Source organism: Filimonas lacunae (genome assembly GCF_002355595.1).
GTDB lineage: Bacteria > Bacteroidota > Bacteroidia > Chitinophagales > Chitinophagaceae > Filimonas > Filimonas lacunae.
In genome coordinates, this window is sequence record NZ_AP017422.1 from 1,655,216 (window position 1) to 1,677,903 (window position 22,688).

Annotated in this window: 22 protein-coding genes; 2 read left to right on the forward strand and 20 right to left on the reverse strand. The window is 44.7% G+C overall.

All coding sequences use genetic code 11. The features are described 5' to 3' along the window. Genes FLA_RS06640 through FLA_RS06655 form a run of 4 tightly spaced genes read right to left on the reverse strand, consistent with a single transcriptional unit; the run spans window position 1 to window position 3,113 of the window. On the reverse strand, window positions 1-726 hold the full coding sequence (locus FLA_RS06640) for a hypothetical protein (RefSeq protein WP_076380037.1): 726 nt from the start codon (window positions 724-726) through the stop codon (window positions 1-3). Between the two features lie 23 nt (window positions 727-749). Next, complete coding sequence (locus FLA_RS06645; protein ID WP_076380036.1) at window positions 750-2,012, reverse strand: sensor histidine kinase; 1,263 nt, start codon at window positions 2,010-2,012, stop codon at window positions 750-752. Further along, window positions 2,009-2,686, reverse strand: coding sequence for a response regulator transcription factor (locus FLA_RS06650; RefSeq protein ID WP_076380035.1), 678 nt, complete (start codon window positions 2,684-2,686; stop codon window positions 2,009-2,011). Before FLA_RS06650 ends, FLA_RS06645 begins: the two co-directional genes overlap by 4 nt. A 13-nt stretch (window positions 2,687-2,699) precedes the next feature. Further along, a complete protein-coding gene (locus tag FLA_RS06655) occupies window positions 2,700-3,113 on the reverse strand; it encodes an EamA family transporter (protein WP_076380034.1) in 414 nt (137 codons plus the stop codon). Window positions 3,114-3,201: 88 nt separating this feature from the next. Between FLA_RS06655 and FLA_RS06660 the strand changes: the two genes are divergently transcribed. Further along, the gene (locus tag FLA_RS06660) at window positions 3,202-4,206 is read left to right on the forward strand and encodes a family 43 glycosylhydrolase (RefSeq protein WP_076380033.1); all 1,005 of its coding nucleotides are present in this window, start codon (window positions 3,202-3,204) and stop codon (window positions 4,204-4,206) included. Window positions 4,207-4,327: 121 nt separating this feature from the next. Here the strand turns inward: FLA_RS06660 and FLA_RS06665 are convergent, their stop codons facing one another. From FLA_RS06665 to FLA_RS06675, 3 genes are all read right to left on the reverse strand, one after another. Continuing rightward, a complete protein-coding gene (locus FLA_RS06665) occupies window positions 4,328-5,119 on the reverse strand; it encodes a glucose 1-dehydrogenase (protein WP_076380032.1) in 792 nt (263 codons plus the stop codon). 128 nt (window positions 5,120-5,247) lie between these two features. Then, window positions 5,248-5,697, reverse strand: a complete 450-nt coding sequence (locus FLA_RS06670) for a KTSC domain-containing protein (RefSeq protein WP_076380031.1) — start codon at window positions 5,695-5,697, stop codon at window positions 5,248-5,250. Window positions 5,698-5,907: 210 nt separating this feature from the next. After that, on the reverse strand, window positions 5,908-6,123 hold the full coding sequence (locus FLA_RS06675; RefSeq protein ID WP_076380030.1) for a hypothetical protein: 216 nt from the start codon (window positions 6,121-6,123) through the stop codon (window positions 5,908-5,910). A 205-nt stretch (window positions 6,124-6,328) separates the two neighbouring features. Between FLA_RS06675 and FLA_RS06680 the strand changes: the two genes are divergently transcribed. Next, the gene (locus FLA_RS06680) at window positions 6,329-7,201 is read left to right on the forward strand and encodes an alpha/beta hydrolase (protein WP_076380029.1); all 873 of its coding nucleotides are present in this window, start codon (window positions 6,329-6,331) and stop codon (window positions 7,199-7,201) included. 112 nt (window positions 7,202-7,313) lie between these two features. Here the strand turns inward: FLA_RS06680 and FLA_RS06685 are convergent, their stop codons facing one another. Genes FLA_RS06685 through tssO (FLA_RS06745) form a run of 13 tightly spaced genes read right to left on the reverse strand, consistent with a single transcriptional unit; the run spans window position 7,314 to window position 22,552 of the window. Next, on the reverse strand, window positions 7,314-8,663 hold the full coding sequence (locus FLA_RS06685) for a DUF5458 family protein (protein WP_076380028.1): 1,350 nt from the start codon (window positions 8,661-8,663) through the stop codon (window positions 7,314-7,316). 38 nt (window positions 8,664-8,701) lie between these two features. Beyond that, window positions 8,702-9,295, reverse strand: coding sequence for a type VI secretion system contractile sheath small subunit (locus FLA_RS06690; protein WP_231940403.1), 594 nt, complete (start codon window positions 9,293-9,295; stop codon window positions 8,702-8,704). 46 nt (window positions 9,296-9,341) lie between these two features. Continuing rightward, window positions 9,342-10,478, reverse strand: coding sequence for a hypothetical protein (locus FLA_RS06695; RefSeq protein ID WP_076380027.1), 1,137 nt, complete (start codon window positions 10,476-10,478; stop codon window positions 9,342-9,344). Window positions 10,479-10,517: 39 nt separating this feature from the next. Next, a complete protein-coding gene (locus FLA_RS06700) occupies window positions 10,518-11,417 on the reverse strand; it encodes a TssN family type VI secretion system protein (RefSeq protein ID WP_076380026.1) in 900 nt (299 codons plus the stop codon). A gap of 3 nt (window positions 11,418-11,420) precedes the next feature. Beyond that, on the reverse strand, window positions 11,421-12,353 hold the full coding sequence (locus tag FLA_RS06705; RefSeq protein ID WP_076380025.1) for a type VI secretion system baseplate subunit TssG: 933 nt from the start codon (window positions 12,351-12,353) through the stop codon (window positions 11,421-11,423). A gap of 3 nt (window positions 12,354-12,356) precedes the next feature. Beyond that, the gene (locus FLA_RS06710; RefSeq protein WP_076380024.1) at window positions 12,357-14,240 is read right to left on the reverse strand and encodes a type VI secretion system baseplate subunit TssF; all 1,884 of its coding nucleotides are present in this window, start codon (window positions 14,238-14,240) and stop codon (window positions 12,357-12,359) included. 28 nt (window positions 14,241-14,268) lie between these two features. Next, a complete protein-coding gene (locus FLA_RS06715) occupies window positions 14,269-14,709 on the reverse strand; it encodes a GPW/gp25 family protein (RefSeq protein ID WP_076380023.1) in 441 nt (146 codons plus the stop codon). Window positions 14,710-14,718: 9 nt separating this feature from the next. After that, window positions 14,719-15,576 carry a lytic transglycosylase domain-containing protein gene (locus FLA_RS06720; protein WP_076380022.1) on the reverse strand — a complete coding sequence of 286 codons (858 nt, stop codon included), beginning with the start codon at window positions 15,574-15,576 and terminating at the stop codon, window positions 14,719-14,721. 10 nt (window positions 15,577-15,586) lie between these two features. Continuing rightward, a complete protein-coding gene (locus FLA_RS06725; RefSeq protein ID WP_076380021.1) occupies window positions 15,587-18,064 on the reverse strand; it encodes an ATP-dependent Clp protease ATP-binding subunit in 2,478 nt (825 codons plus the stop codon). Between the two features lie 27 nt (window positions 18,065-18,091). Next, the gene (gene tssR / locus FLA_RS06730) at window positions 18,092-20,503 is read right to left on the reverse strand and encodes a type VI secretion system protein TssR domain-containing protein (protein WP_076380020.1); all 2,412 of its coding nucleotides are present in this window, start codon (window positions 20,501-20,503) and stop codon (window positions 18,092-18,094) included. Window positions 20,504-20,528: 25 nt separating this feature from the next. Beyond that, a complete protein-coding gene (locus FLA_RS06735; protein WP_076380019.1) occupies window positions 20,529-21,434 on the reverse strand; it encodes a PKD domain-containing protein in 906 nt (301 codons plus the stop codon). Window positions 21,435-21,491: 57 nt separating this feature from the next. After that, complete coding sequence (gene tssO / locus FLA_RS06740; protein ID WP_076380018.1) at window positions 21,492-22,016, reverse strand: type VI secretion system TssO; 525 nt, start codon at window positions 22,014-22,016, stop codon at window positions 21,492-21,494. A 26-nt stretch (window positions 22,017-22,042) separates the two neighbouring features. Beyond that, window positions 22,043-22,552, reverse strand: a complete 510-nt coding sequence (tssO, locus tag FLA_RS06745; RefSeq protein WP_076380017.1) for a type VI secretion system TssO — start codon at window positions 22,550-22,552, stop codon at window positions 22,043-22,045. Window positions 22,553-22,688 lie beyond the last annotated feature (136 nt).

Here is a 22,688-nt window from a genome sequence, read left to right on the forward strand (position 1 = left end):
CTACCACATCCACAAACAGTAATTACAACGGTAACGGGTGGTGGTATACGATACACCCTGGTAGGTGCCTGCTTTGTTATCGTTCCAATCCTGGCGTATAATGTACAGGCCTTTATCAGTAGCGGCAAAAACAGCTTCACCCTGTTTGTTCAGGGTAAGCTGTTTTTCCCAGTTACCGGGGTTAAATACTCTTAGCTTAGTGCCTGCTGCTGCGGGCTGGTTGTTTTGAAAGGCTTTTACCACGGTTAAACCGTTGCGTTGGCTGGTTACAATATCCAGAAACTGGGCAGGAGTAGTAACAGCTTCTGTGCTGCCTACCTGGAAAGCACTGCACAGGTATTCCATAGGGCGTACATTAATGCCGCCGGTGGCCGACCGGTCTACTACGGGCAATGTGCTGTTGGTGCCTATTACCTGGTAAGTGCCCGTTTCTTTAGGTACATAATAAGCTTCCCAGCAGTCTTTACGTGGCTGCAAGGTAAGCGGTGTGCGTTGTCCCTTGCTGTTGATAATGGTTAGCTGAAAATTGCCGGTATAGGCCAGTTCAGGCCCGGTTTCTCTATGCCGTACATTATAATCATCAATTTCGCCAAAACATATTTGTATGTGCAGGGTATCGTTGATTTTGCCGGTGCCGTGCAGGTCCAGCCAATAACCGTGGGCTTTGCTTACTACGGGCAGAATGCTGAACAATAACAGGGCTATCAGAGAAGATCGGATTTGCATGGGATGTATTTAAAAATGTAAAGCTAGTTATTTGTGGTTGACGGCAGCAGGGGAAACAGTATGCGAAACTCATGCTGGCCTTGCAGGTAGTTATAATGAATGCTCCAATGATTCAGCAGGCATATCTGTTGCACAATAGACAATCCCAGCCCATTGGTAAGCATATGTTGTTCGCCTTTCTTAAACCGGTCGAACAGTTGAACGGCAGGGAAGGAGAGGGGAGCGCCGGTGTTGCATAGCAACAGCGCATGAGGTTGCAGAATAATGGTTAAGGAACCGCCTTCCGGTGTATAGTGCAGGGCATTGGCCAGCAGGTTGGATAAACATACCTCTGCCAGGTAACGGTGCGAGCGTATGCTGCATGGAGTAGCCTGTACGGTAATGGTGATGTTTTTACCTGCAAACAGATCTTCCATTTGTTCCAGGTGGTCGTTGATAATGTCATGCAGGGGCAGCAGTTCTTTGCCGGTATAAGCGTTGTTATCCAGCTTGGCTAACAGCAGCAGGCTTTTATTCATTTTTCTAAGCCTTTCTACACCCGCTTTTGCCTGCACAATGTACCGGGCCATTTCTTCGCTTACAGGCAGCTGGCTCATGCGGTCCAGCTTGGATTGTATAATGCCTAAAGGTGTTTGAATTTCGTGCGAAGCGTTTTCGGTGAACTCCCGTAGCGACAGGTATTCACGCTTACTTCTTTCGGTGAGGTCTTCCAGTGTTTGCTGCATTTCGGTAAATTCGGTAATGCCCGAAGGGTGCAGCTGTAGTTTGTCGGGATTGCTGAGCGAGTAGTTACGTAGCGCCTGTAGATTTAAGAAGAAAGGTTTCCATATTTTACGGCTGATGACCAGGTTCATAATAATACCGGCTATGGTAAATAAGAACACTGACGCCAGCAACAGGTAAAAAATAGTGCTGTAATACTGATTCCATCCAATAAAAGTGGTCATTACCGTTATCCGGTAGGTATGATTGTTGATGATTTTAACGGTAGACAGGTATTCGTAATCTTCTTTTTCATGCGTTACAATATCGTATATGACAGAATCGCCCTGTATACGCTGCTGCGAAGCATTGTTGGTGAGTTTTTCTACGCCTACCAGCGGATAAGCAATCGCCTTGCCCTGGCTAATTTCCCGGGCAATCATCTCTGTTTGCAGGTTCAGCTGTTCGTAGATTTCATTTTTAATCTGTGTGCGCAGCACCAGATAAAGGGCAATGCCCGTAACGGTAAGTATGGCGAGTGTTACCAGCAAAAAGCTGCGTATAGTGGTGTGCAGCAGTTTCATCTGTCAATCCATTTATAGCCCATACCATATACTGTTTCTATATAATCTTCCCCCGTAAACTTGCTTATTTTTTTACGTAGGTTCATGGTATGGGTGTATATGATATCATAGCTACCAGTCATGTCGTAGTTGTCGCCCCATAAATGCGCGGCAATAGATTCCTTGCTTACTACACGTTTTCTGTTTACCAGGAAGTATAGTAATAGTTCGTATTCTTTTTTGGTAAGGTTTATTTTACGGCCGTTACAGGTAACTTCTTTAGCTTGTGTATCTATTTGCAACGCATCGGCTGTGATAATGTTGCTGCCCGAAAAGGAAGTGCGGCGCTGAAACGCATTGATGCGGGCATTCAGCTCTTCCATATAAAATGGCTTGGTTAGATAGTCATCGGCCCCTAATTCCAGCCCGGCCAGTTTATCGGTTAAAGAATCTTTGGCAGACAGGATAAGCACGCCGGCCTGCAGGTCTTTATCTTTCAATAGCTTTAATATTGACAAACCGCTGCCGCCGGGCAGGGTAATGTCCAGTATCACCATATCGTAATGGTATAGCAATATCTTGTCTTCCGCCTCGTGAAATGTTGCCGCCCGCTCGCATAAATGCCCCTGTTCACCCAGATATGTTTCCAGTTCATCCAGCAACGCCGGCTCATCTTCTACCAGTAATAGCTTCATACCTGTTATTAAATTACAGAATAAGTACCAATGTGCCCGCAATAATCAGCAAAGCGCCTGCTGCCATCTTCCAGGTAAGTACTTCGCCTAAAAACAACACAGATAGTAATATGGCAATAGCCACGCTCATTTTATCTACCGGCGCCACCTGCGATACCTTGCCCACTTGCAGCGCTCTGAAATAAAATATCCACGATAACCCGGTGCCGCCTCCTGATAAAATCAGAAACAGCCAGTTTTGCCGGGTAAGGGTTCCAAGGTGCTGGGTTGCCCCTTTGGCCATTACAATGCCCCAGGCTATGATCACTATTATAACAGTTCGGATGGCGGTGGCCAGGTCGCTATCAATATGCTGAACACCTTTTTTCGCAAAAACAGCGGTAAGAGCTGCAAACAGTGCCGACAACAGTGCATATATCCACCACATATTCTAATATTTGCAATGTAAAAAGGTCAATATTGACGTGTGAATCTGAAGAAATTCTGAAGATATATTTTTGCTTTATATTGCATAAATGAATGATAAGAAGATATTCATGCCGGCAGTGTTGCTGCTGCTGTCAACCCTTGCTTTTACGCCCTGCCTGTTTGCTTTTCAGGCTATAGATTCCACCGATACCCTGCATGCGCCACCACCGGTATTACCCGGTGCTTATGCCGACCCGCATATTGCCGCATTTGGTAACAGATTTTACCTGTATCCTACCACGGATGGTACGGAAGGATGGATGGGTACCAATTTTACCTGCTGGAGCAGTTCTGACTTAGTGAGCTGGCAAAATGAAGGAGTGATACTGGACTTACCTAAAGATGTATCGTATGCCAAAGCCAGGGCCTGGGCACCGGCTATTGCCCGTAAAAATGGCAAGTATTACTACTATTTTTCGGCGGACGTAAACATAGGTGTTGCGGTGGCTGATAAGCCTGCCGGGCCGTTTAAAGAAGTGCTGAACAAGCCTTTAGTGGCCAAAGGTTCCCGTCGTGGCCAGATGATAGACCCCATGGTGTTTGTAGATGATGATGGCGCTGCCTATCTGTATTGGGGGCAGGGCATGTGTAATGTAGTAAAGCTGAATGAGGATATGATTAGCTACGACACCAGTGCTATAGTGTCTTTTAAGCCACAGGGCTATAATGAAGGTTCATTTGTGATCAAAAGAAAGGGCGTGTATTACCTGATGTGGTCGGAGTACGATACCCGAGACCCACGTTATTCTATTGCCTATGCTACTTCTTCTTCCCCTATGGGGCCGTTTGTAAAGGCGGAGAATCCTACTATATTAAAGGGCAAAGGTGTGGTAAAAGGAGCAGGACATCATTCGGTGTTGAGGGTACCAGGCAGGGATGAATGGTATATTGCTTATCACCGGTTTATTATTCCAGGTGGTAACGGCTATAACCGTGAAACCTGTATTTCTCCTATGCGTTTTGATAGTACGGGACATATATTACCGGTAAATGTGTTTGAGAAAGTGAAACCGGTAAAATTCAAGCGGATAATAAAAGAACCATTTTTTTAGCAAGCCGGCTTCCTGACACTAAAACAGCGTTTCAAGTATAAATGGCGGTATATACCTGCAATAAAAATCCTCCTGATTTATCTTCAGGGGGATTTTTATATGCTGTAAAAATGCTGCTTATTTATACATTTCCGTAGCTGTTGCTCTGGCCGCCATCAATGGCAATGACCTGACCACTTACATAGCTGCAATCTTCCGATAACAGAAAGCAAACCACTTTAGCCACCTCTTCCGGCTTACCCAGCCTTTTGGTAGGGTTGGCCTTCGCATATTCTGCTTCGGCTGCCTTCGGGTCTTGCGGATTCACCTGCTTAAAAGCGCCGGCTACCATCGGGGTAAGAATGGCACCCGGAGCGATGGCGTTGGCGGTAATGCCAAACTGCCCGTATTCCAGTGCCACATTCTTGGTAATACCCGTAACAGCGTGTTTAGTGGCCACATAAGGCGTTTGATTCATTACACCCCGGATACCACCTACAGAAGCTACGTTCACCACGCGGCCATAGCCTTTTTCTTTCATGTGCGGTAGAATATATCGCAAGCCGTAATAAACGCCCATAAGGTTAATATCCACCACTTTCCTGAAAATATCGAGGTCGTATTCTATTAAGGGAGCCTGTTTGCCTTCAATACCGGCGTTATTATAAAAACCGTCTATCTGCCCAAATTCCTTGATGGCTACGTTTACGTAGTTCTTTACCTCTTCTTCCTTTGACGTGTCTGCTTTTACAATAACTACGGCTGCGCCTGCCTGTTCTTTGGTAATCTCCGCTTTCGCCTGTTGCAGGGCTTCCTCATTGTAATCTACCAGCACCAGTTTAGCGCCCCTGGCGGCGGCTTCTTTTGCTGTGGCTAATCCTAAACCCATACCGGCACCGGTAATGAGTATCACTTTTTGATCTAAGCTTTTCATAACTATTCGTTTTAGAAAAAATATCCTGTCGCAAATAGTAACAGCTTAGGGCAAAAGATTGTTGTGCAAAAGGGGATAACGTTATGTTAAGAAACGGTAACGTAAGGGGCTCTATACCAGCGAATTGCTTACGCTTCTTCGCTGGCTTTGCTTACTTTACGGTAAATGTACTCGTGGTAAATATGCCTGCGGCAGAACCTGTCGGGAATATCGGTCTGACATAATTTAACATATGTGTTCTTTTGAACGCCAAAATATTCGTAGCTGCTGCCATCTACAAACTGAATGGTTAATATCTGCTTCTCGTATTTAAAGTCCATTACCTGTGAAGAAGATATGGTAGCGGTATACTCCGGTAAAGCCTGTTCTATGGTTTCCGGCGCTATGCTTACCAGAAAATGGTAGGCTTTGATCAATTCCTTACTTTTTTCTTCTGCTTCCAGTTTTGCTTCTTCATTATCGTTGAATTTATCCGGGTGCCACTCTTTCATCAGGTTCCGGTATACGGATTTGAGCTCTTTCAAATCGGTATCCTGTGTTACGTTTAACAGCTTTCTGTAATTACTAATTCTTTTCATGGAGGGTGCAAGGTACAACGGTTACGGGCAACAAGAAAGTTGCTAAGGATAATTTAACCCGGTAAGGAAGGATTTATTGACTGCATGTAACGGAAAACGACCTGTGGGGAGGGAGATATTTCGTTGTGGAAGAAGAGTTTGTAAAATACGGCCGGGCTTTTTGAGGCATTTTCCGGCCGTATTAAAAGTAATGTGGTAACAGGTTACGCTTTATTTTTCCCGCATTTGCTTGCCTTCTTCTACTCCCGCTATCCATTGGTCCCGTCTTTTTTTATCTTCTTTGCTCATTGGTTCTAAGGTGTTTACATCCGGAAACACCTCTACCGGCTCTTCTGTAAAGCGTACATGCTTATCGCGGTTGGCTTCGGCCGGCACATCCAGGTGCCTGTCTTTTACCTGCGGCGATTTTGTTTTCTGGTTTTTCATAACACATTATTTAGTTACCAATAATTGTTCTTTTGAATAACGCTTAAATTTTGTTCCAGCTTAGTATGGTGTGTTAATCAGATGTTAAAGGAGTAGAAATTACTACAGTAGCGCGCAGATTGTTCCACAGTATAGCCATATAACCTGCTGTATCATTGCTGAAAATTCGTGTAAACACCTACTTTAGAGCAAACATCTTGAGACAATGAAATGGACTACTGCACTGTTATTCACTTGCTTATCACTACCTTCTTTTGCACAACCCCAAAATCCGAAGCCCGCTGCAGGTAGCAAACCTTTTGTACTGGGTGTAGTGGATGAAATAGATTCCCGGGTGCTGAACGAAAAAAGGATATTGAATATTTACCTCCCCGAAGGCTATAACCCCAGGGACTCTGTTAGTTACCCGGTTACGTATTTGCTGGACGGATCGGCCGATGAAGACTTTATTCATGTAGTGGGCCTTTACCAGTTCAATAGTTTTGAATGGGTGAACCGGGCACCTAAATCTATTGTCGTAGGCATTGCAACGGTAGACAGACGAAGGGATTTTACTTTCCCTACCACCATTGAAGCCGATAAAAAGCGTTTTCCTACCACGGGGCATTCTGATAAGTTTATTGACTTTATAGCCAAAGAGCTGCAGCCTTTTATAGAGAAGAAGTATAAAACCAACGCTAACCGCACCATCATAGGGCAATCGCTGGGCGGATTACTGGCTACAGAGGTATTATTAAAACAGCCTGGGCTTTTTAATAAATACATTATTGTTAGCCCCAGTATCTGGTGGGACAACGGATCGTTATTGTCGCAACCTTCTGCCATGCTACAGGATAGCTTTACGCAAAAAACGGCTGTGTATATCGGAGTAGGTAAAGAGGGTTTAGCGCCTACCGCTACACCACATGTGATGGAGGTAGATGCAAATTTGCTGGCAGAAAAGATAAAGAACTCCCGTAGCAAAGCGGTTTCGGTGTACTTCGATTATCTGCCGGAAGAAGATCATGCTACCAGCGCCCACCAGGCTATTAACAATGCGCTGAAATGGATGTACGCTGCGCCATTACCGCAACACTAGAAAATAGAGTGGCATCTGGTAAACCAACAGTAGGTTTTGTACAACTTACATGCAAAAGCCGCCTCCATGCTGATAGGAGACGGCTTTTATTATAGCTATAGATGAACTGTGATTACTCTTGCTCGTAGTCGGCATTCCAGGCGTTGCCATCATCACCTTTATGGCCGTCCATCTTAATTACAAAGCTTTTGGCAGGGAAATAAGGCGTTAAACGAATATCCAGCCATACCTGGTCTTTCTTCACCCTGTCCTGCTCAAAACGGGTAATTTTGAACTTCTCAATCAGTTTGTCTGGTCCTTTAATGCTGTCGAGGAACTGTACAATCTGCATACGCAGGTTGTCTTCGTTTTTAGAGTTCCAGTTTTCAAACGCACGTCTGTTCAGGAAGTCGAGCAATACTTTGGTTACATAGTCAAACACACGTACTACAGAATAGGTTTGTAAGCCAATGTTATCACCGTTAAACAGTGTTTTGGCAGAGAAGGCCATGATTTTGCCATACTCATTTACCATGGGTACCAGGCCTACTTTTTCCAGGTGCGAAATCTCGCTTTTCTTCAGGTCAAAGCGTACAGCGTCTACTTCGTTCATGCCGCCGAACTTTTTACCGGCAGCAACCTGCGACATTAATGTTTTGTAGATTTTACCAGCCAGTGAAGTAGAAGGAGGAACACATACATCTTCTTCCTCGCCCAGTTCTTCTGCTTTGCCGCGGCCAATTAACCAGTTACAGGTCATAATAACATTACTGCGGTGTAATTCGCCACCAGCCAGGTTTGCAGCAGCAAACATGTCAATAACGTCATCTGGTTTATCCAGGTTAGCAAAATCGGTAACCAGCATTACTTTGTTCTCGTTACAGATTTTAGCCCATTTTTCTACCACTTTGTTAGAGCCTAAATAGCCGGGCAGTGCAAAAATGGCGTAGTTGTCTCTCAGATCAAGACGGTCGTAGTTTTGTTTAAACTCCGCCCAGATAGCATCAATGAAGATAGGGTTATCCAGGTCGGTCATTTGCTCCAGCGATGCGTTTACAATGTTTACGTTAGGCACTTTGTCCAGTTCGGTATTCTTGTAAAACTGTGCAACGGTTCTGTAAGAAGTTTCCAGTTCGCGGGTGGCGTCCAGTGTGTTTTTCAGGTTCTTTTGTAAAGATGTTTTTGCCTGATCTGCCTGCTTTTTGCAGTGGTCAATCATCTGGTCGGTGCTTTCCGCGCTTTCCAGCAGTTCCAGCCACAGGTTTATTTTTTGGGCCAGTGCCTTTCTTTCGCCCTGCTTTTCTTTATCCGTCAGGAAAATCTGTTTCCTGGCTTTACGCTCGGGGTTAAGGTTAGCCAAACCTTCTACTACCGATTCCAGAAAGTCGAAACCTCCCAGTTTAGCCAGTGGGTGAAGTTCGGCCGTGCCGGCTGCCTGTCCTTTATGTTCTGCAACGGATGTTGCACCTTGTGCTTTTGCCATAGAATGCGTTTTTTAATGGTTATGTATTGGTGTAAGGATTAAGCGGATTGTAATTCGGTTGCTACTGCTTTTAATGCTTTAATAAATGCTTCTTTGCTTTCTGCATTTTCTAATAAAGCACGCAGTACTTTGTTGGTTTTAATCTGGCGGATAATGGTGTTGTACTGCTCTTGCTGTAAACTCATTTCTTTCAGATAAGTACTTTGCTGCGTGATGCCCTGTGGAGTAAAGTCACCCAGGTTTTTGAAGTTGAATTCTTCTTTCCTGGACTGTCCGTCGGCAGTTTCATGCTCTACTTCAATAGAAGGACGGAAATAGCGGAACACATCTTCCACGGTGCGTAAACCGGTGATGATTTCAGGCGTAACAGGATCGTCGCCTGTTAATTTGGCCGCTAATAGGGTTTTGTTTTCCTGGATGTCCTGGATGGCTTCGTTGGCATCTACTTTTACTTCGTTGCCACCTACTCCGTAATTAAACATTGACATGGTATCTGTATTTTGATTATTAATTGAAATGGATATGTTTTGTTTTTCTTCTTCTTTTTCAACTACCTTTTCATCCGGCGCTCTTGGCACAAAGCCCAGCATTCTTCTTACTTTTCTGAATGCAGCATAAAAGGGGTAACTCATTGTGTTTTTTTAGGTGAATGTGTGTAATTACCACTGCCGGCCGCTTTTAATCAAAAGGGCTCCAGCCTTTATTGGTTTTAACGGTTTGTGTAATGGCTTCTTCCTGAACAATGATGTTTTCGCGCTGCTGGCCTATGTATTCCAGGTTGCTGAGCTTTTCCCAAATGGTGTGCAGGTTCAGCAGCATGTCCTGTATGGTTTTCATGTAATCGCCAATGCGGTAATGGTTGTAGTTGATTTCCACGGTAGATGATAACGATTTCATCAGCACGTGTGGGGCAATGTTGCTCCACTCAAAACAATAGTTCAGTGTTATTTCCTTTTCCGCATCCTGCATGGTATCGATACAGATATACAGGCTGTGGGCCAGGTTGGCAAAGCTGCTGATGAAATGCACGGGTGGTAGTTGCGAAGCCATGTTACGCAGCTGAAAATAGTTGCTGCTTATCTGGCTTAACATTACACGGCATATATCGGCCACACAACGGGTAATAACCGGGTGCTGGCTTTTATGGTTGCTTTTGCGCAGGATAGCGGTAGCATACTGTTGCAGCAGCGCCATGTATTTAATGCAGTCGTGATAATGCTTTAACAGGGCGGGGTGGCTGTCTATGCTGGTGCAGGGTGGTACAAAAGAGGCGTCGGCACTGATAATACCGTTGCTGAACACCACCTTGCCCGCAACCAGGTAGTTACCGGCAGTGTGGTCGCTGTTAACGGCGGTAACAGGCACCAGTTGTATATGATAATGCGGTTTTACAAAAAGGTGGCGGGGAGGTATCTCTTCCGGATCAAAGTCGCCCGTAGGGATACGCTCAAAGGGGTTAACGGTAATAATTACGTAATAGCTTTGCTGCATTTCGCCCAGCACCATACCCGACAGGGAATTGATGTTCACCGGCAGGTTTTCTATATCAATTCTATAGCCGGCAGCAGTAACAGCGTGGCATTTTTTAATGTTCAGCTGTACGTCGTTAGTGGCAGTGGCGTAAATATCAAAGATGCTGTTTTCCGAATCTATACCTTCTGCGGGTAACAGGCCGTAATTATACCTGTTGATTTTAAAAGAGGTGACATCCCGCAGCGAGTCAGAAATGTATCTTTCCTGCGCTGTGTAGTGCGTTTCCGAAATTTGCATGCCATCTACCCAGTTAACGGACGGATGTTGTAAGGATCTTATCATACAGAATGTTTACCGTTTTAAATATTTTTTGATAGGTGTTTATACTACTGATATCACTTTTTCTTCTTCGTGCCTGATCACTCTTTTACAGATCACGATGTTCTTCTCGGATAGCTTGTTGTCGGCTACAGATTTTTCGTAATCCAGGTAGCGGCGCATATGAAAGAAGGAGGGCTTTACATAAAAGATCCATCCATGCTCTTCACCGGTGTCGCTGGTGGTTTGAATAGGTTCTGTAGGATTTTTGAGGTTGAAATCTTCAATCACCCGGTTCATCCATTCGCCTAATGGCAGATTCTGTGGCGATTTGGCTTTGATGGCAAAACGGTGGCCGTCTACCGGGGTTTTAGTCAGTTCCAGGTTTACCAGCATCAGCGTACCCAGGTCCCTGTTTTCAAAGCCTGCTGTCACACCGGGCGTATACTGCCATACTTTGTAAATGGCAAAAGGAATAGCCAGAAAGCGGGTATAGGTATAGTTGAATATCAATGGCATGATAAAGATGCACAGAGAAGTGGATGCAGTTAGTCCATAGCCTTTGTAAGGGCTTAGCCAGTTAAACAGGAGGGTGAACAGGTAACTGCCCAGTAGCAGGCACATGATGGTAAGCAGAAGCTCGAATAAGATAGCATACACATTGCTTTTTTTATCGGTGCCCGTGCGTTTGAAATAATGCGCCATCAGGCGTATGTGGTAAATGCCCAGGCATAGATATAACAGTTGTGCAAACAGGTACCAATAAGGGCTGAAGGTATTCCCTGCCAAACCGCCAATACCGGGTAATGCCAGCACCAGGCTGGCCAGCAGCAGGTACAGTATCAGCGTTTTGTTTTTTAATATCTTGTTTTTCTTCTTTACATAAGCCATCAGGGCAGCCAATAGCACTGCTACCAATGGAACCAGTAAGTAGTTAAGAAATATGGCTTTTAATGTTATCATACTTTATAAGAATGTGGTATATCCTAAATAACCGGGTTGAGTATTGTTTTTGCCTGTGAAAAATGCAGTAGGGCTGATAATCATTTTTTGCACCACCTGTACGCCTTCCGGCACAAAGCTTTCGTAGATGGCCTGCAGTAGTTTGTTTAATCGGCTGTTGGGTAAAAAATCGTGCGCAGCGCCGGAATCTACCGGGCCAATGGTTATTTCCCAGTTCCGGTTGCCATCATAATGGCTGCCACATAACACGGTGCTGATGCCCAGTTGCTTTTTTTGCAGGGATAGCTGGTTTTTGATATGATCTACATTTTCCATGTTGGGCACATCCTGTATGGTAACGGGATAGCCCAGCAAGGACTGTAATGTTTTTACAAACCATTTTTTATTGCCGGTGGTCATGTAAAAAAAGGGTAGCAGGTAAATGAACACCTTGGCGTTTTCTTTATCCAGCTGTTGCAGCAGGGGCCACAGATCGGACAGCACGTTTAACAGATCGTCGTACATGCCTTTGTTATCCATGCGCTGTTCCAGGTGTGCTGCCATCATTTCGGTAAAAGCGGCTTCCTGTTCAAAAGGGCCAAAGAACATACGGCTTTCTGCTTCCTGCTTGCGCTGTTTGCGAATGGCCGATACAATTTCTTCGGTGGATTTATGTATGCCACCTAAAGTAGGTTTATGGAATATGCCTTCGGGCATATAATCATATATACTATCGCGGTGGGTTTCAATCACCAGTTCGCCGGGTGTGGAATCGAAATAGCCATCGCGTACACGGGCAATATCCTTCTTGGCTGCACGCTCGCTGCCACCCAACCGTTTTATATAGATAGCTTCGGCCGAATCAAAATATTGCATCAGCGAAGCAGCCACCACCTCTGCTTTAAAATCGGTGTGCAGGTGGTTGATAAACCTCGGTATGTCTAATTCTTCCTGCATAGGTTATAAAGAGGTGGGTTGATCGGTAATAAAAAATACCCGGCGTAAAATGCCATCTACCGCGCGTGCATCAATCTTTTGAATCAGCTCCCGTTCTTTTGCTTTCCAGTAATGTTCAGGATAAGCTTCATAGTTTTGCAGGGTGATAAAAATGTCCGTGGTTCTCACAAAGCCTTCTTTGGGCTTGGCGCTGTGGGCAATGCCTTTTTTAATAGTGATATCCTTAATATCATCCCTGAGTTCATACAGGCAAAAGTTTTTAATGTCCTGTATGGTCACCAGCCTGTCGCGTGAGGTTAATGCATAACGATAAGCATTAATGGTATCGGTTCCCTGCTGGGGCGTTTCGCCGCCACGGGTGTTGGTAAGCAGCAGCACTTTGCCATTTTGCAAAGGCGTAGCGCTATCGGCCTTTAATTCTTCCGATGCACGCAAATCGTTGCCCAGGCGGCAATGCGTTACCCAGTAGCTTACGTTTACCTGCGTTACGCCATTGCGTGGCTCGGTGATCACATAACTGGATAACTCACGTGTGGTGTTGGATACAGAAGCTACCACCTGTTCCAGTTTTTTCATCTGCGCCACCATCTCATTTACCGGCTTTACCACGTTACCGGTTTTCATGCTGCCAAAAGCAGATACCTCGTCCCGTATCAGTTCCAGCAGGTAGTTGACCATATCCAGTGCATTTCTTTCATCAAACCTTTCCATGCCCCCTTTGCGCACAGAGTATAAACCTTTTTGCAGGTTGTTGCTGGCAGAGTAAGGTATTTCGGTATAGCTGGTACCGTTGTTGTCCTGTACGTTATGTACCGACAGGAAATGTTCGCCAGGCTCCAGCGATAAGGGTATGTTATTGCCGGTAAGATTTAACGAATAGTCCAGCTGCTTCCATTTACGGTTAAATACCGGGAAGGCATTGGTGCACACCGTAAACTGCTCCAGCACTTCAAAAGTGTACTGTGGCGGAAACTTGAGCTTTAACCAGAAGTACTGACCGGGGAAGAATTTCTTTGTATCGCCCTGGTCAAAATGCTCCTGTAAAAAGGCTGGCAGTGTTTGGAGGTATTCTTCGGTTTGTTCGGGAAACCCTTTTATGGTAATGAACTGCTGCCGGTAAATGTTTTTGATATTATCGGTTACCCTTTTCTGGATATTGTATTCATTAAAAATACCTTCGTAGCCTTGTTGCTCGGTTTGCGAATGATACCTGATATCAGGCTCCACTGTCAGTGGGTGATTGCCCAGGTCAATGGTTATATAAGGCAATAAGGTATATAGCCAGTCCAGGTGTTCAAAAGCGGGGTTGGAGAAATACAGGGCTATTTCATGCGGCATATCCTGCTTCAGCTGGCTCATATCCAGCGCCAGCCACATCTCCCCATTTTTAGCAGGCGCCTGCTTCCATTTTTTCAGCGCCGTTTTATTCATCTTTTTATCAAACAGGTAACAGCTGTTGCCGGCCAGCATGGCGGTAATATTGGTGTTTAGCAGTTTTACAGCATCCACCGGGGTATATTTTAAATCTATCTGTATAGCGCTTTGGCCTTTGGCTTTGGCCGCCAGCTGAATAGAGTAGGAGAACTCGTGTTCGTTATTGAGTATGTTGGCGGCTTCCAGTGGTTGCGCATGCACAATGGCATGTGCGGGTTGTGGAATGGTATAGATAGAAGGGGTGAGCAGGCGGGCTACTTTTTCCAGCAAACGGGCCTGCATATTGCTTACCTCGTTGCTTACCTTAAACATTTCGGTGCTAAACGCTTCAATCAGCATTTTCACAAAAGGGTCCAGTGCGCGCTCGTTTTTTACGCCCCATAAAGTGGCGGCGTTCTGCAACATACGTGCCTTGATCGTTTCTTTAGAGTATCTGTTCACTACCTGGCTCATGCGTGTGTTTTTTAAAAGGGGGTTGCTGTTAGTCTACGGATAAAGGGCTTAAAAATATTTCTGTGGCAAACTGGTATATCTCGCGGCTATCACTTAATATGGCTTGTATGTGAATGCTGGCTTTCTTCTTTATCACGGTGGCTTTTTTAGCATTCGACTGCTCCAGGTAAGAGATGCGCACTTTTACTTCGGCATTGCTTAAACGGGGTTCGTATTTCAGAATGCACTCTTCCATGCTCTGGCGGAATATCCTTTCCCATTCCCCTTCCGATTTGGCGTTTTCAAAGTCGATATCCCATACGGCATTGCCATAGAAGCGATCGAACCGGTTTTCGCCCTGTTTGGTGGTGATCAGCAACATCAGGTTTTGTGCAATGCTTTCTTCCTGACTGCATGATTCTATAAACCCCGTAGCCGAAAACAGCGTGCTGGGGTTAAAGGGTAGTTTATAGTTGCCAGAGGTTGCCATAGTGTTTTTTTATTCGGTTTCGAGTGATGTTTTTAATACCTGGTTTTGGGTAATTAAAAAATCAGGCATTTTATCAATAGGTAATTGTAATTGGGTTTCGCCACGTTGTAACAGCTCTTTCTCAAATGACGGGTTCAATAACTGCAACACTTCCAGCGGCAATTGCAGGCCGTTGGCTATTACTTTTAATTTGTAACCGGCGCTAACCGTTACCACCGCTATATCCGGGTTTCTGTCCTGCACATGCGTGGGTGCTGTAGTACCTGCGGATGCTGCTATTCTTTCCTGTTCACAAAAAAGCCATTCATTGGTAGCGTAGCAGGCCATCATAAACTTATATACATGCAGTATGGTTTCATCCGGCAGATACCTGTAAAAATCACTATACTTTCTGCTGCCTGCCCTTGCCATGGCTTTGTTCACCCGGCCCTGCCCACAGTTGTAAGCGGCTATTACAATCAGCCAGTTTTTATATAGCTGGTACAGATCGTTCAGGTTACGGCAAGCCATATAGGTGCTTTTGTATACATCGTACCGCTCGTCGTTCACCTTGCTGGTTTTTAAACCATAGTCTTTGGCTACATCTGGCGTTATTTGCCAGATGCCTGCTGCGTTGGCGCTGGAAAGGGTACTAACAATAAAATCAGACTCGATCAACGCCAGGTTACGCAGGGCTTTGGGTATGCCATGCAGTTGCAGGGCATACTCCACAAAGCGAATAGTACCTGCATTGCCTGCTACGGTTGCTTTGTACCAGGCAATTCTACGGTCGGTGGTGTCTATAGTAGCGGCGCACACTTTTTCCGCAGCTACCAGGAAAAAGGTGGCTGCCAGTAATTGTTTACTATAGGAAAAAAGTGTAGTCATGTTATGGTGCTTATTGTACGTTCCATTGTAATTGTCCTTCCGCATCCAGCGATACCACTATGGTATGGCCTTTCTGTACTTCTTCATTCACTATCATCCTGGATATAGGCCGGCTAAGTTGCGAACGGATAACGCCGCTGATTTGTCTGGCACCGTACTGTGGAGAGAATCCGCTTAATGCCAGTTGTTTGCGGGCATCATCGGTAATGTTTAACGCAATGCCCAGGCGGTGCAGCGGGTTTAGCAGGGAAGTCAGCTGTATGTTGAATATGTTTACGGCCATGGCTTCATTGACAGGTGCAAATGGAAGTATTTCTGTAATACGGGCCAGGAACTCCGGGCGGAAGTTGCGGGCCATTATATCCATCAGCTCGCGTGAAGTAGGGATAACCTGCTGTTCAAACTTCTCTACTATAAACTGGCTGCCTATATTGGAAGTAAACAGTATAAGGGCATTGCTGAAATCACCTTCTTTGCCCAGCTTATCTGTTACCTTGCCTTCATCCATAATTTGTAAAAACACATCAAATACAGAAGGATGTGCTTTTTCAATTTCGTCGAACAGCACCACAGAATAAGGCTGACGGCGAATTTTGTTCACCAGCATACCACCTTCTTCATAGCCTACATAGCCGGGAGGAGCACCGTATAACAACGCTGCGGAATGCTCTTCTTTAAACTCAGACATATCAAAGCGGATCATGGCTTTTTCATCATTGAACAGCAACTCGGCAATAGACTTGGCCAGTTCTGTTTTACCGGTACCGGTTGGGCCCAGTAAGAAGAAGGAACCGATAGGCTGGCCGGGTTTATGAATACCGCTTCTGCTTTGTACAATGGCATCGCTCAGCACTTTTAAAGCATGATCCTGACCCACTACACGGCGTTGCAGCGCGGTTTCCATGTTCAGTAGTTTTTCCTTTTCTTTCGCCTGTATTTTGCCAATAGGGATATTGGTTTTGGCCGCCATTACTGCTGCCAGCTCCTGCTTGCCCACCGTATCTCTTTTGATCTCTTTTAAGGTATCCAGTTCGGCAAAGGTTTTTTCGGTAAGTTGTTGCAGCTCGGCAACACTTTCTATGGCGCTGATATCAGGCTGCTCCTGCAGGCTGCCCCACAAAATAGGACTTACCATATTCTGCAACAGCTGGTAGTGCCATTTGTAATCTCTTAAAGAAGCCTGTTCCCCTTCGTTACTTTCAGCTTTGAGGGCTTCGTATTTGTCTTTCCATTGCTGCAATTCTTTGGCAGAGGTTTCGTCGAGCATGCGAATGGCCGACATGGTTCTGTCCAGCAGATCCAATGCTGCATCGGGCAAGCACTTTTCTTTCAGGTATCTTTTAGAAAGGCGTACACATTCTGCAATAGCGTCTGGTGCAATTTTAATATGATGATGTGCTTCGTAACGGGGAATCAGGAATTCTATCATTTTATAGCAGGTGTCAGCATCCGGCTCGTAAATGGCCAGTACTTCAAACCTTCTGCTGAATGCCTGGTCAGGCTCTATAATTTTTCTATGCTCTTCGCTGGTGGTGGCGCCAATCACCGTAATAGCACCTCTTGCCAGCTCGGGCTTCAACAGGTTGGCGGTGCCGCTGCCTAAGGCCCCTTTGCTGTCCAGAAGCTGGTGTATTTCGTCAATGAACAGGATGGCTTTGTCCAGCTTTTTCAGTTCGGTGATAATCTTTTTCAGGCGGTCTTCTACTTCGCCTTTATAAGAAGCGCCGGCCATCAGCGTACCCATGTCCAGTTCCAGCAGCACGGCGTGTTGTATATGCAATGGCACATTGCCGGCAATGATTTCATACGCCAAACCATCTACCAGGGCAGTTTTACCTACACCCGGTTCGCCGGTGATAATAACGTTGGGTTTGTTACGACGGCCCAATACTTCTATCAGCATGCGGGTTTCTTTCTCGCGGCCAATGATAGGGTCAATTGTTTTGCTTTGAGCCAGTGCGGTTTTGTTTACACAATATTTATGCAGCGCGCTATCGGATCCATAATGTTGTTCCGATTTACCGTTAACACCATTCAGTGGAGTGGCGTTGTTTTCGCTGGTGCCTTTCAGGCTGGCTATAATTTCGCCTTCGCGTAAGGGCAGCGATTTTAACTGTGCAGGTGTAAACACTACGTGGGGTTTAACCAGGGCAGTGAGCACGCACAGGGCGGTAACTTCATCCAGTCCCAGCTTTACACGTATATCATCTGCTTCTTCCAGTATATCTTCTATTTCAGGAGCTTGCTCTATGGTTTCGGGCAACGACATGGTAGAAGGGAAGTCTTCCATTCTTACTTCCGCCCATTCGATAAAGTAGGCAGGATCTTTTTCCAGGGAATGTAAAAAATCGTGCAGCCCGGTTTCTTTGTGCATTAAGGCGCGCAGCAGGTGCGGAGCCCCATAGGTAGCATGGTAGTTTTCACGGGCAATAGCCTGTGCTATGTGGAGTACTTCTTTTACGGTGTCGTTGGCAAATAGGATATTCATGAAAGTGTTTTTATAAATTACTCGCTTTTATTCAGTTTCTTCTTTTTGGTAAACACCTTGCGGCATTTGCTGCTGGTTCAGGTAATAGTAAAAGATATTGTTGTTATTGAATTTTACGTTACTGCTGTTTTTGTTGTCCTGCATGGCATCGGCTGCATATTTAAAACTGTTGAACACGCGCAGTACTGTTTCCGGATTTCGTTTTTTCAATTTGCGCAACGGCGTGGTATTAAATAACGAATCGGCAGAAATAAAACCGGTATACAGGTACAGATTTTGCGCCAGCGTCATTCGCTTAATATTAAAAGGTGGTGTTATCTTATTTACTTTCACATACTCCTGCACGTATGTCTTGTATCTGCGGCAGGCCTTTTTGGCATTGAAGTTTTCGCTGGCTGCCGTAATGCTATAGATCGTATAAAACTGATCCATCAGCTTATCGTATTCCGTTTCTGATAACAACACGCCGTAGTTAAGCAGGAAAGGTGTGTTGCGGTCATTGTTCACAGGCAGGGTATACGCTGGTATAAAATAATTGTTTTTGGCTCCGGCAAAGGCACGGGTAAACCCGGTGCTTAGTTGCAGGTTGCTGGCGTAGCTGGCAAAGGCAGGTTTTAAACTGGTGCTTTTAACGCCGATGGTATAAAAATATTCTTTCAGCTTAGTGCCCGTGATGTTGTTGTCACTGGCTACCTGCATCAGCAAGGTGTCAAAGTAATTTTTCAATACACCGGCAGGCATTATTTCGCCTTTTTTCGGAAACAATACCATCCCCTGTGTCATGCTTTTGCGGGGGTAGTCCATGGTGTAAATGCCGGAATCGCCCGTGCGCATACTATAGGAAGGGTTGTAGATCACATCATTGATATCTACCAGCATTTCTTTCTTTAATTCAGCAATATTGGCGGCAGAGCTGGTTACCAGTTTTTCGGCATCCAGTACAAAGTCGTTATAGGCATCGTTGCGTTTGCTCAGGCTTTGAAACATCAACAAACGGGCGCGTACCTGTGTGAGCTTGTTAATGGTGTTGCCCATGGTAAAGCGATCTTCAATATTGCCGTTGCCGGTAGTGCCTATTACAATGATCATGTTGGTTTCGTTCTTGTACGGCATCAACAGGTTACAGGCGTCGGACAAGCCGCGGTACAAAGGCTGGTAAATATTTTCATCCGAACAGGTGGCCAGGTTCAGCTTCTGATCGAGATAGTATTCTACATCGGTAAAATTGTGGGTAAGGCCAAACACATTTTGAAAGGTGTCCAGGCGGCATTTGTTGTATTTATAAGTAACAGCGCCAAAGCGGTAGTTCTTTACCTGTGTGGCGGTGTCGAAATACATTTGCAGGTCTTGTATAATCGATTTGGCTAACGGAAAATACATGCGGTTGTTTACAGAAGCATCCAGCACAAACACCACATTTATTTGCCGGAAGTTTTTCATAATCTGCAAATACTGGTGGTAGGTGATAGGGTTACCCAATACATTGTATACACTGTTTTTGGAATAATCCATGATGTTTTCGAGGTAACCCGTTTGTATGGTGGAGTCGCCCAGCAGCGGCCTGTTTTGTACCGGGTGAATGTTTTCGAAAAAGGTTCTGCCGGGTATTTCCGAACTGGTAAACAAGGGCTTGCCTTTTTGTGACAGGGCTACATCCTGGTTGGCATACAGTAGTCCTGTGCTATCGGCTGTAAGCGCTTCGGGGTTAAAGCTGAAAGCGCTGTTGGTGCCCCAGATGCTGATGGCGTCTTTATTAATCCAGCCCAGCATATTCTGTTTGGCGGTTTCTACAGTAATAGAAGGCTCTTTACCTATCAGGAAGCTTTTTTTATCTTCTGATTGTTTGTACAGGTATACCAGTGAGCCCGGGGCAATGTGAATGCCGTTGGGAGTTTGTAAAGAGGGCGAGCTGAATAATATCATAGAATCGCCCAGTACATACCGGTTGGCATTGGCCAGTATATCACGGCCACTTAAATGTATAATAGCTTTAGCGGTAAAGCGGCTGCTGTTATCCGGCAGGGCTACCTGCCACAGTAATAATTTATCTTTTTTAATCCACCCGGTTGTTTTAGCGGTTTTACGGGGCAAACGGCCTTTGTTATTGGCAAGGTCTATATCTGCACTGTATTGCAGCAGCTTTACATATTGTGCGTTCTCTTCTACAATGTAAGCCGCATCCATAAAGCCCATCTTTTTCAGGGGCATGTTATTGGTAGGGCTTATGCAGGTGGTATTCAGTTCACGGTCCGAAAAGGCAATCCACCAGTCGCGCTGGTAAGGATAGCCGTTCAATAACGTGTAATTGTTTAAGGTGGTATAATGGCTATCTGCAGGCGTTTTCTTTACCTTGATCTGTTTGCTTTGCAGCAAGGCACAGCCAGACAACATCCAGGTTGCCAGTAAACTCAGGCAGATAAAAGGGCGGGCAATGTTCATGTCTATCGCTTTATCAATACGGCTATTACTTGCCTTGTTGTATCTCTACTTTTTTTACGCATTTCTGGTTATCGTCAAAACCACATTTCACATTAAAAATGGTAATGCCTTTGTCAAACTGCAATCCCAGGCAGTAGCTATTAAAATCGTTGACCTTACTTCCGTTGACTTTAATAATGGCCTTTTCGTTCTGACACAGATAGGTAGCGAGCAGGTAGTTGTAATTAGCATTAAAACTGCTGCCGTTGGCTATTAACTGCAAATGCGTTTTAAAATCGTTGTCTATTTTTTCGTAGGTGTTGTCTAAGGAAATAGAATCGTTTACGGTTTTAAATGCAGGTAGTATTGTAATCTTATGCAGTACGGGGTATTCGGTAGTGTTGGTATACAACAGTACGGTGTAGTCGCCGGGTTGCTGGTAGGCGTAAATGGCTAAGGGATCTTTGGAATCAATATTGCCCGACTCTCCAAACTTCCACCGGTAGGCGGTTGCATTCAACGCTTTGCTGCGGAAAACAATGTTTTCAAACTGCATACCTACATGCGGCGCGTTAACGCTGACCAGCGAATCGGATAAATCGGTTTCTTCCGGTTTTTCCAGCACCTGCACGTTCATGATTCGGGAATACTGGCCGTTAATCAGCAACGATACCTGGTAATAGCCGGGTTTGCTGTAGCGGTAGGTGCCGCTATCGGAAACGGCCATAGAGCCATCACCAAAGCTCCATCTTTTATGGGTGGCAAACGGGGTGTTATCGGCAAAGTATAAAGTGTCGCCTACGGATAATTTTAAAGGATATACGGTTGCTGCTATATCGTTATCGCTGTGAATAACCTTCTTTTGAAGCCACGCGAAAAGACCTGCTGTCAATAATAATAAAATGACAGTGAGGGCAACAATGTTTTTCTTGTTTTTTTGGATAAAATCCATGAAAGGGGTGGGTGGTTAGAGTGAGTTGAAAAAGGGGAATACAAACGGATAGCAAGGTTAGTTGCTACGCGCTGCTATGGCTGCGTTTTTTTGTGACAGCTGTTGCTCTTTCTCCTTAAAGCCAATGCTGCACTCGGTGTATTGTTTTTCATATTGTGTAATGTTTTGCAATTTGGCAAATGCAATCTTCTTATCGGCAAAGTACATCTTATAAAAAAGAGCTATCTGGCCGTAGTTCTCTTTGCGTATGTCGGTGATTTGTTTGTTTTCGGTAATGCTTGCTATATCGGCTATGCTATTGGTAATGTCGGTTTCAGAAAAGCCCTGTAGCTGGCTTATAGGCAGCACTTCTATTTTGTCGAAGGTTTTAGACATAAAAGGGGCAATATCCTGCTGGCGGGCATTGAAATGCTGGTGTTCTTCCAGTAAATACATTTCAAAAGCCATATCATTTTTAAAGGGCGAATCCATTTTTCTCAGGAATATTACCGAAAGAAGTACCACGCCGCAAAGCGTTAACAACAACAGGTATATAAAGTGCTGCTGTCTTTCTTTCTGTTCCATTGAAATGTGTGCTTCCATGTTGGTGTAGGTTTAGGGGGTGATGGCTATCGGGCTGATGAAAAATTCCGTTGTGGGTCGTAGGTTAAGTCGTTTTGTATTTTCCGGGTAAACTTAATGCAATCTGATAAATCTTTTAAGGCCAGCTGCTCTCTGTCTACAATATTGCGTATACTATCTTTTAGCATCAACATTTTGTCTACTTCTGTAAGCAGTAAAGAGTAGTGTTGGAAAGCTGCGCTATCTGCATCTATAATTCTAGTAATATCTTTTTTATTATCTGCTATATATTTTTCTAGGAATAAATCGCTTCTTACCTGGTTGGCATTCAGCATCTGCATTAAGGAGTATAGTGAATCTACTTTATTATGTAATACTATCTGCTTGTTCAATACTTTTTTGCAAGCGAGTATATCATCGGCTATATATTGTTTTTGAACGTTGTAGCTTTTAAAGAATAGTAATACAGGAACAAATGCACATATAATCAATAATATAAAGTACCCCCAGAAAATAAGGGTTTTATTCTTGATGTTTTCATAATTAACTGGCCTCATGTGGTGTGGTTATGTTGTATTGCGGACAAACTTAGGCAGAACATGTATATTAAACAATCGTATAAATACGACTATTTATACAAAGTTTGTGCAAATAAAAAAATTGCTTGTTAATGAAAAACTCTTTACGTTTATC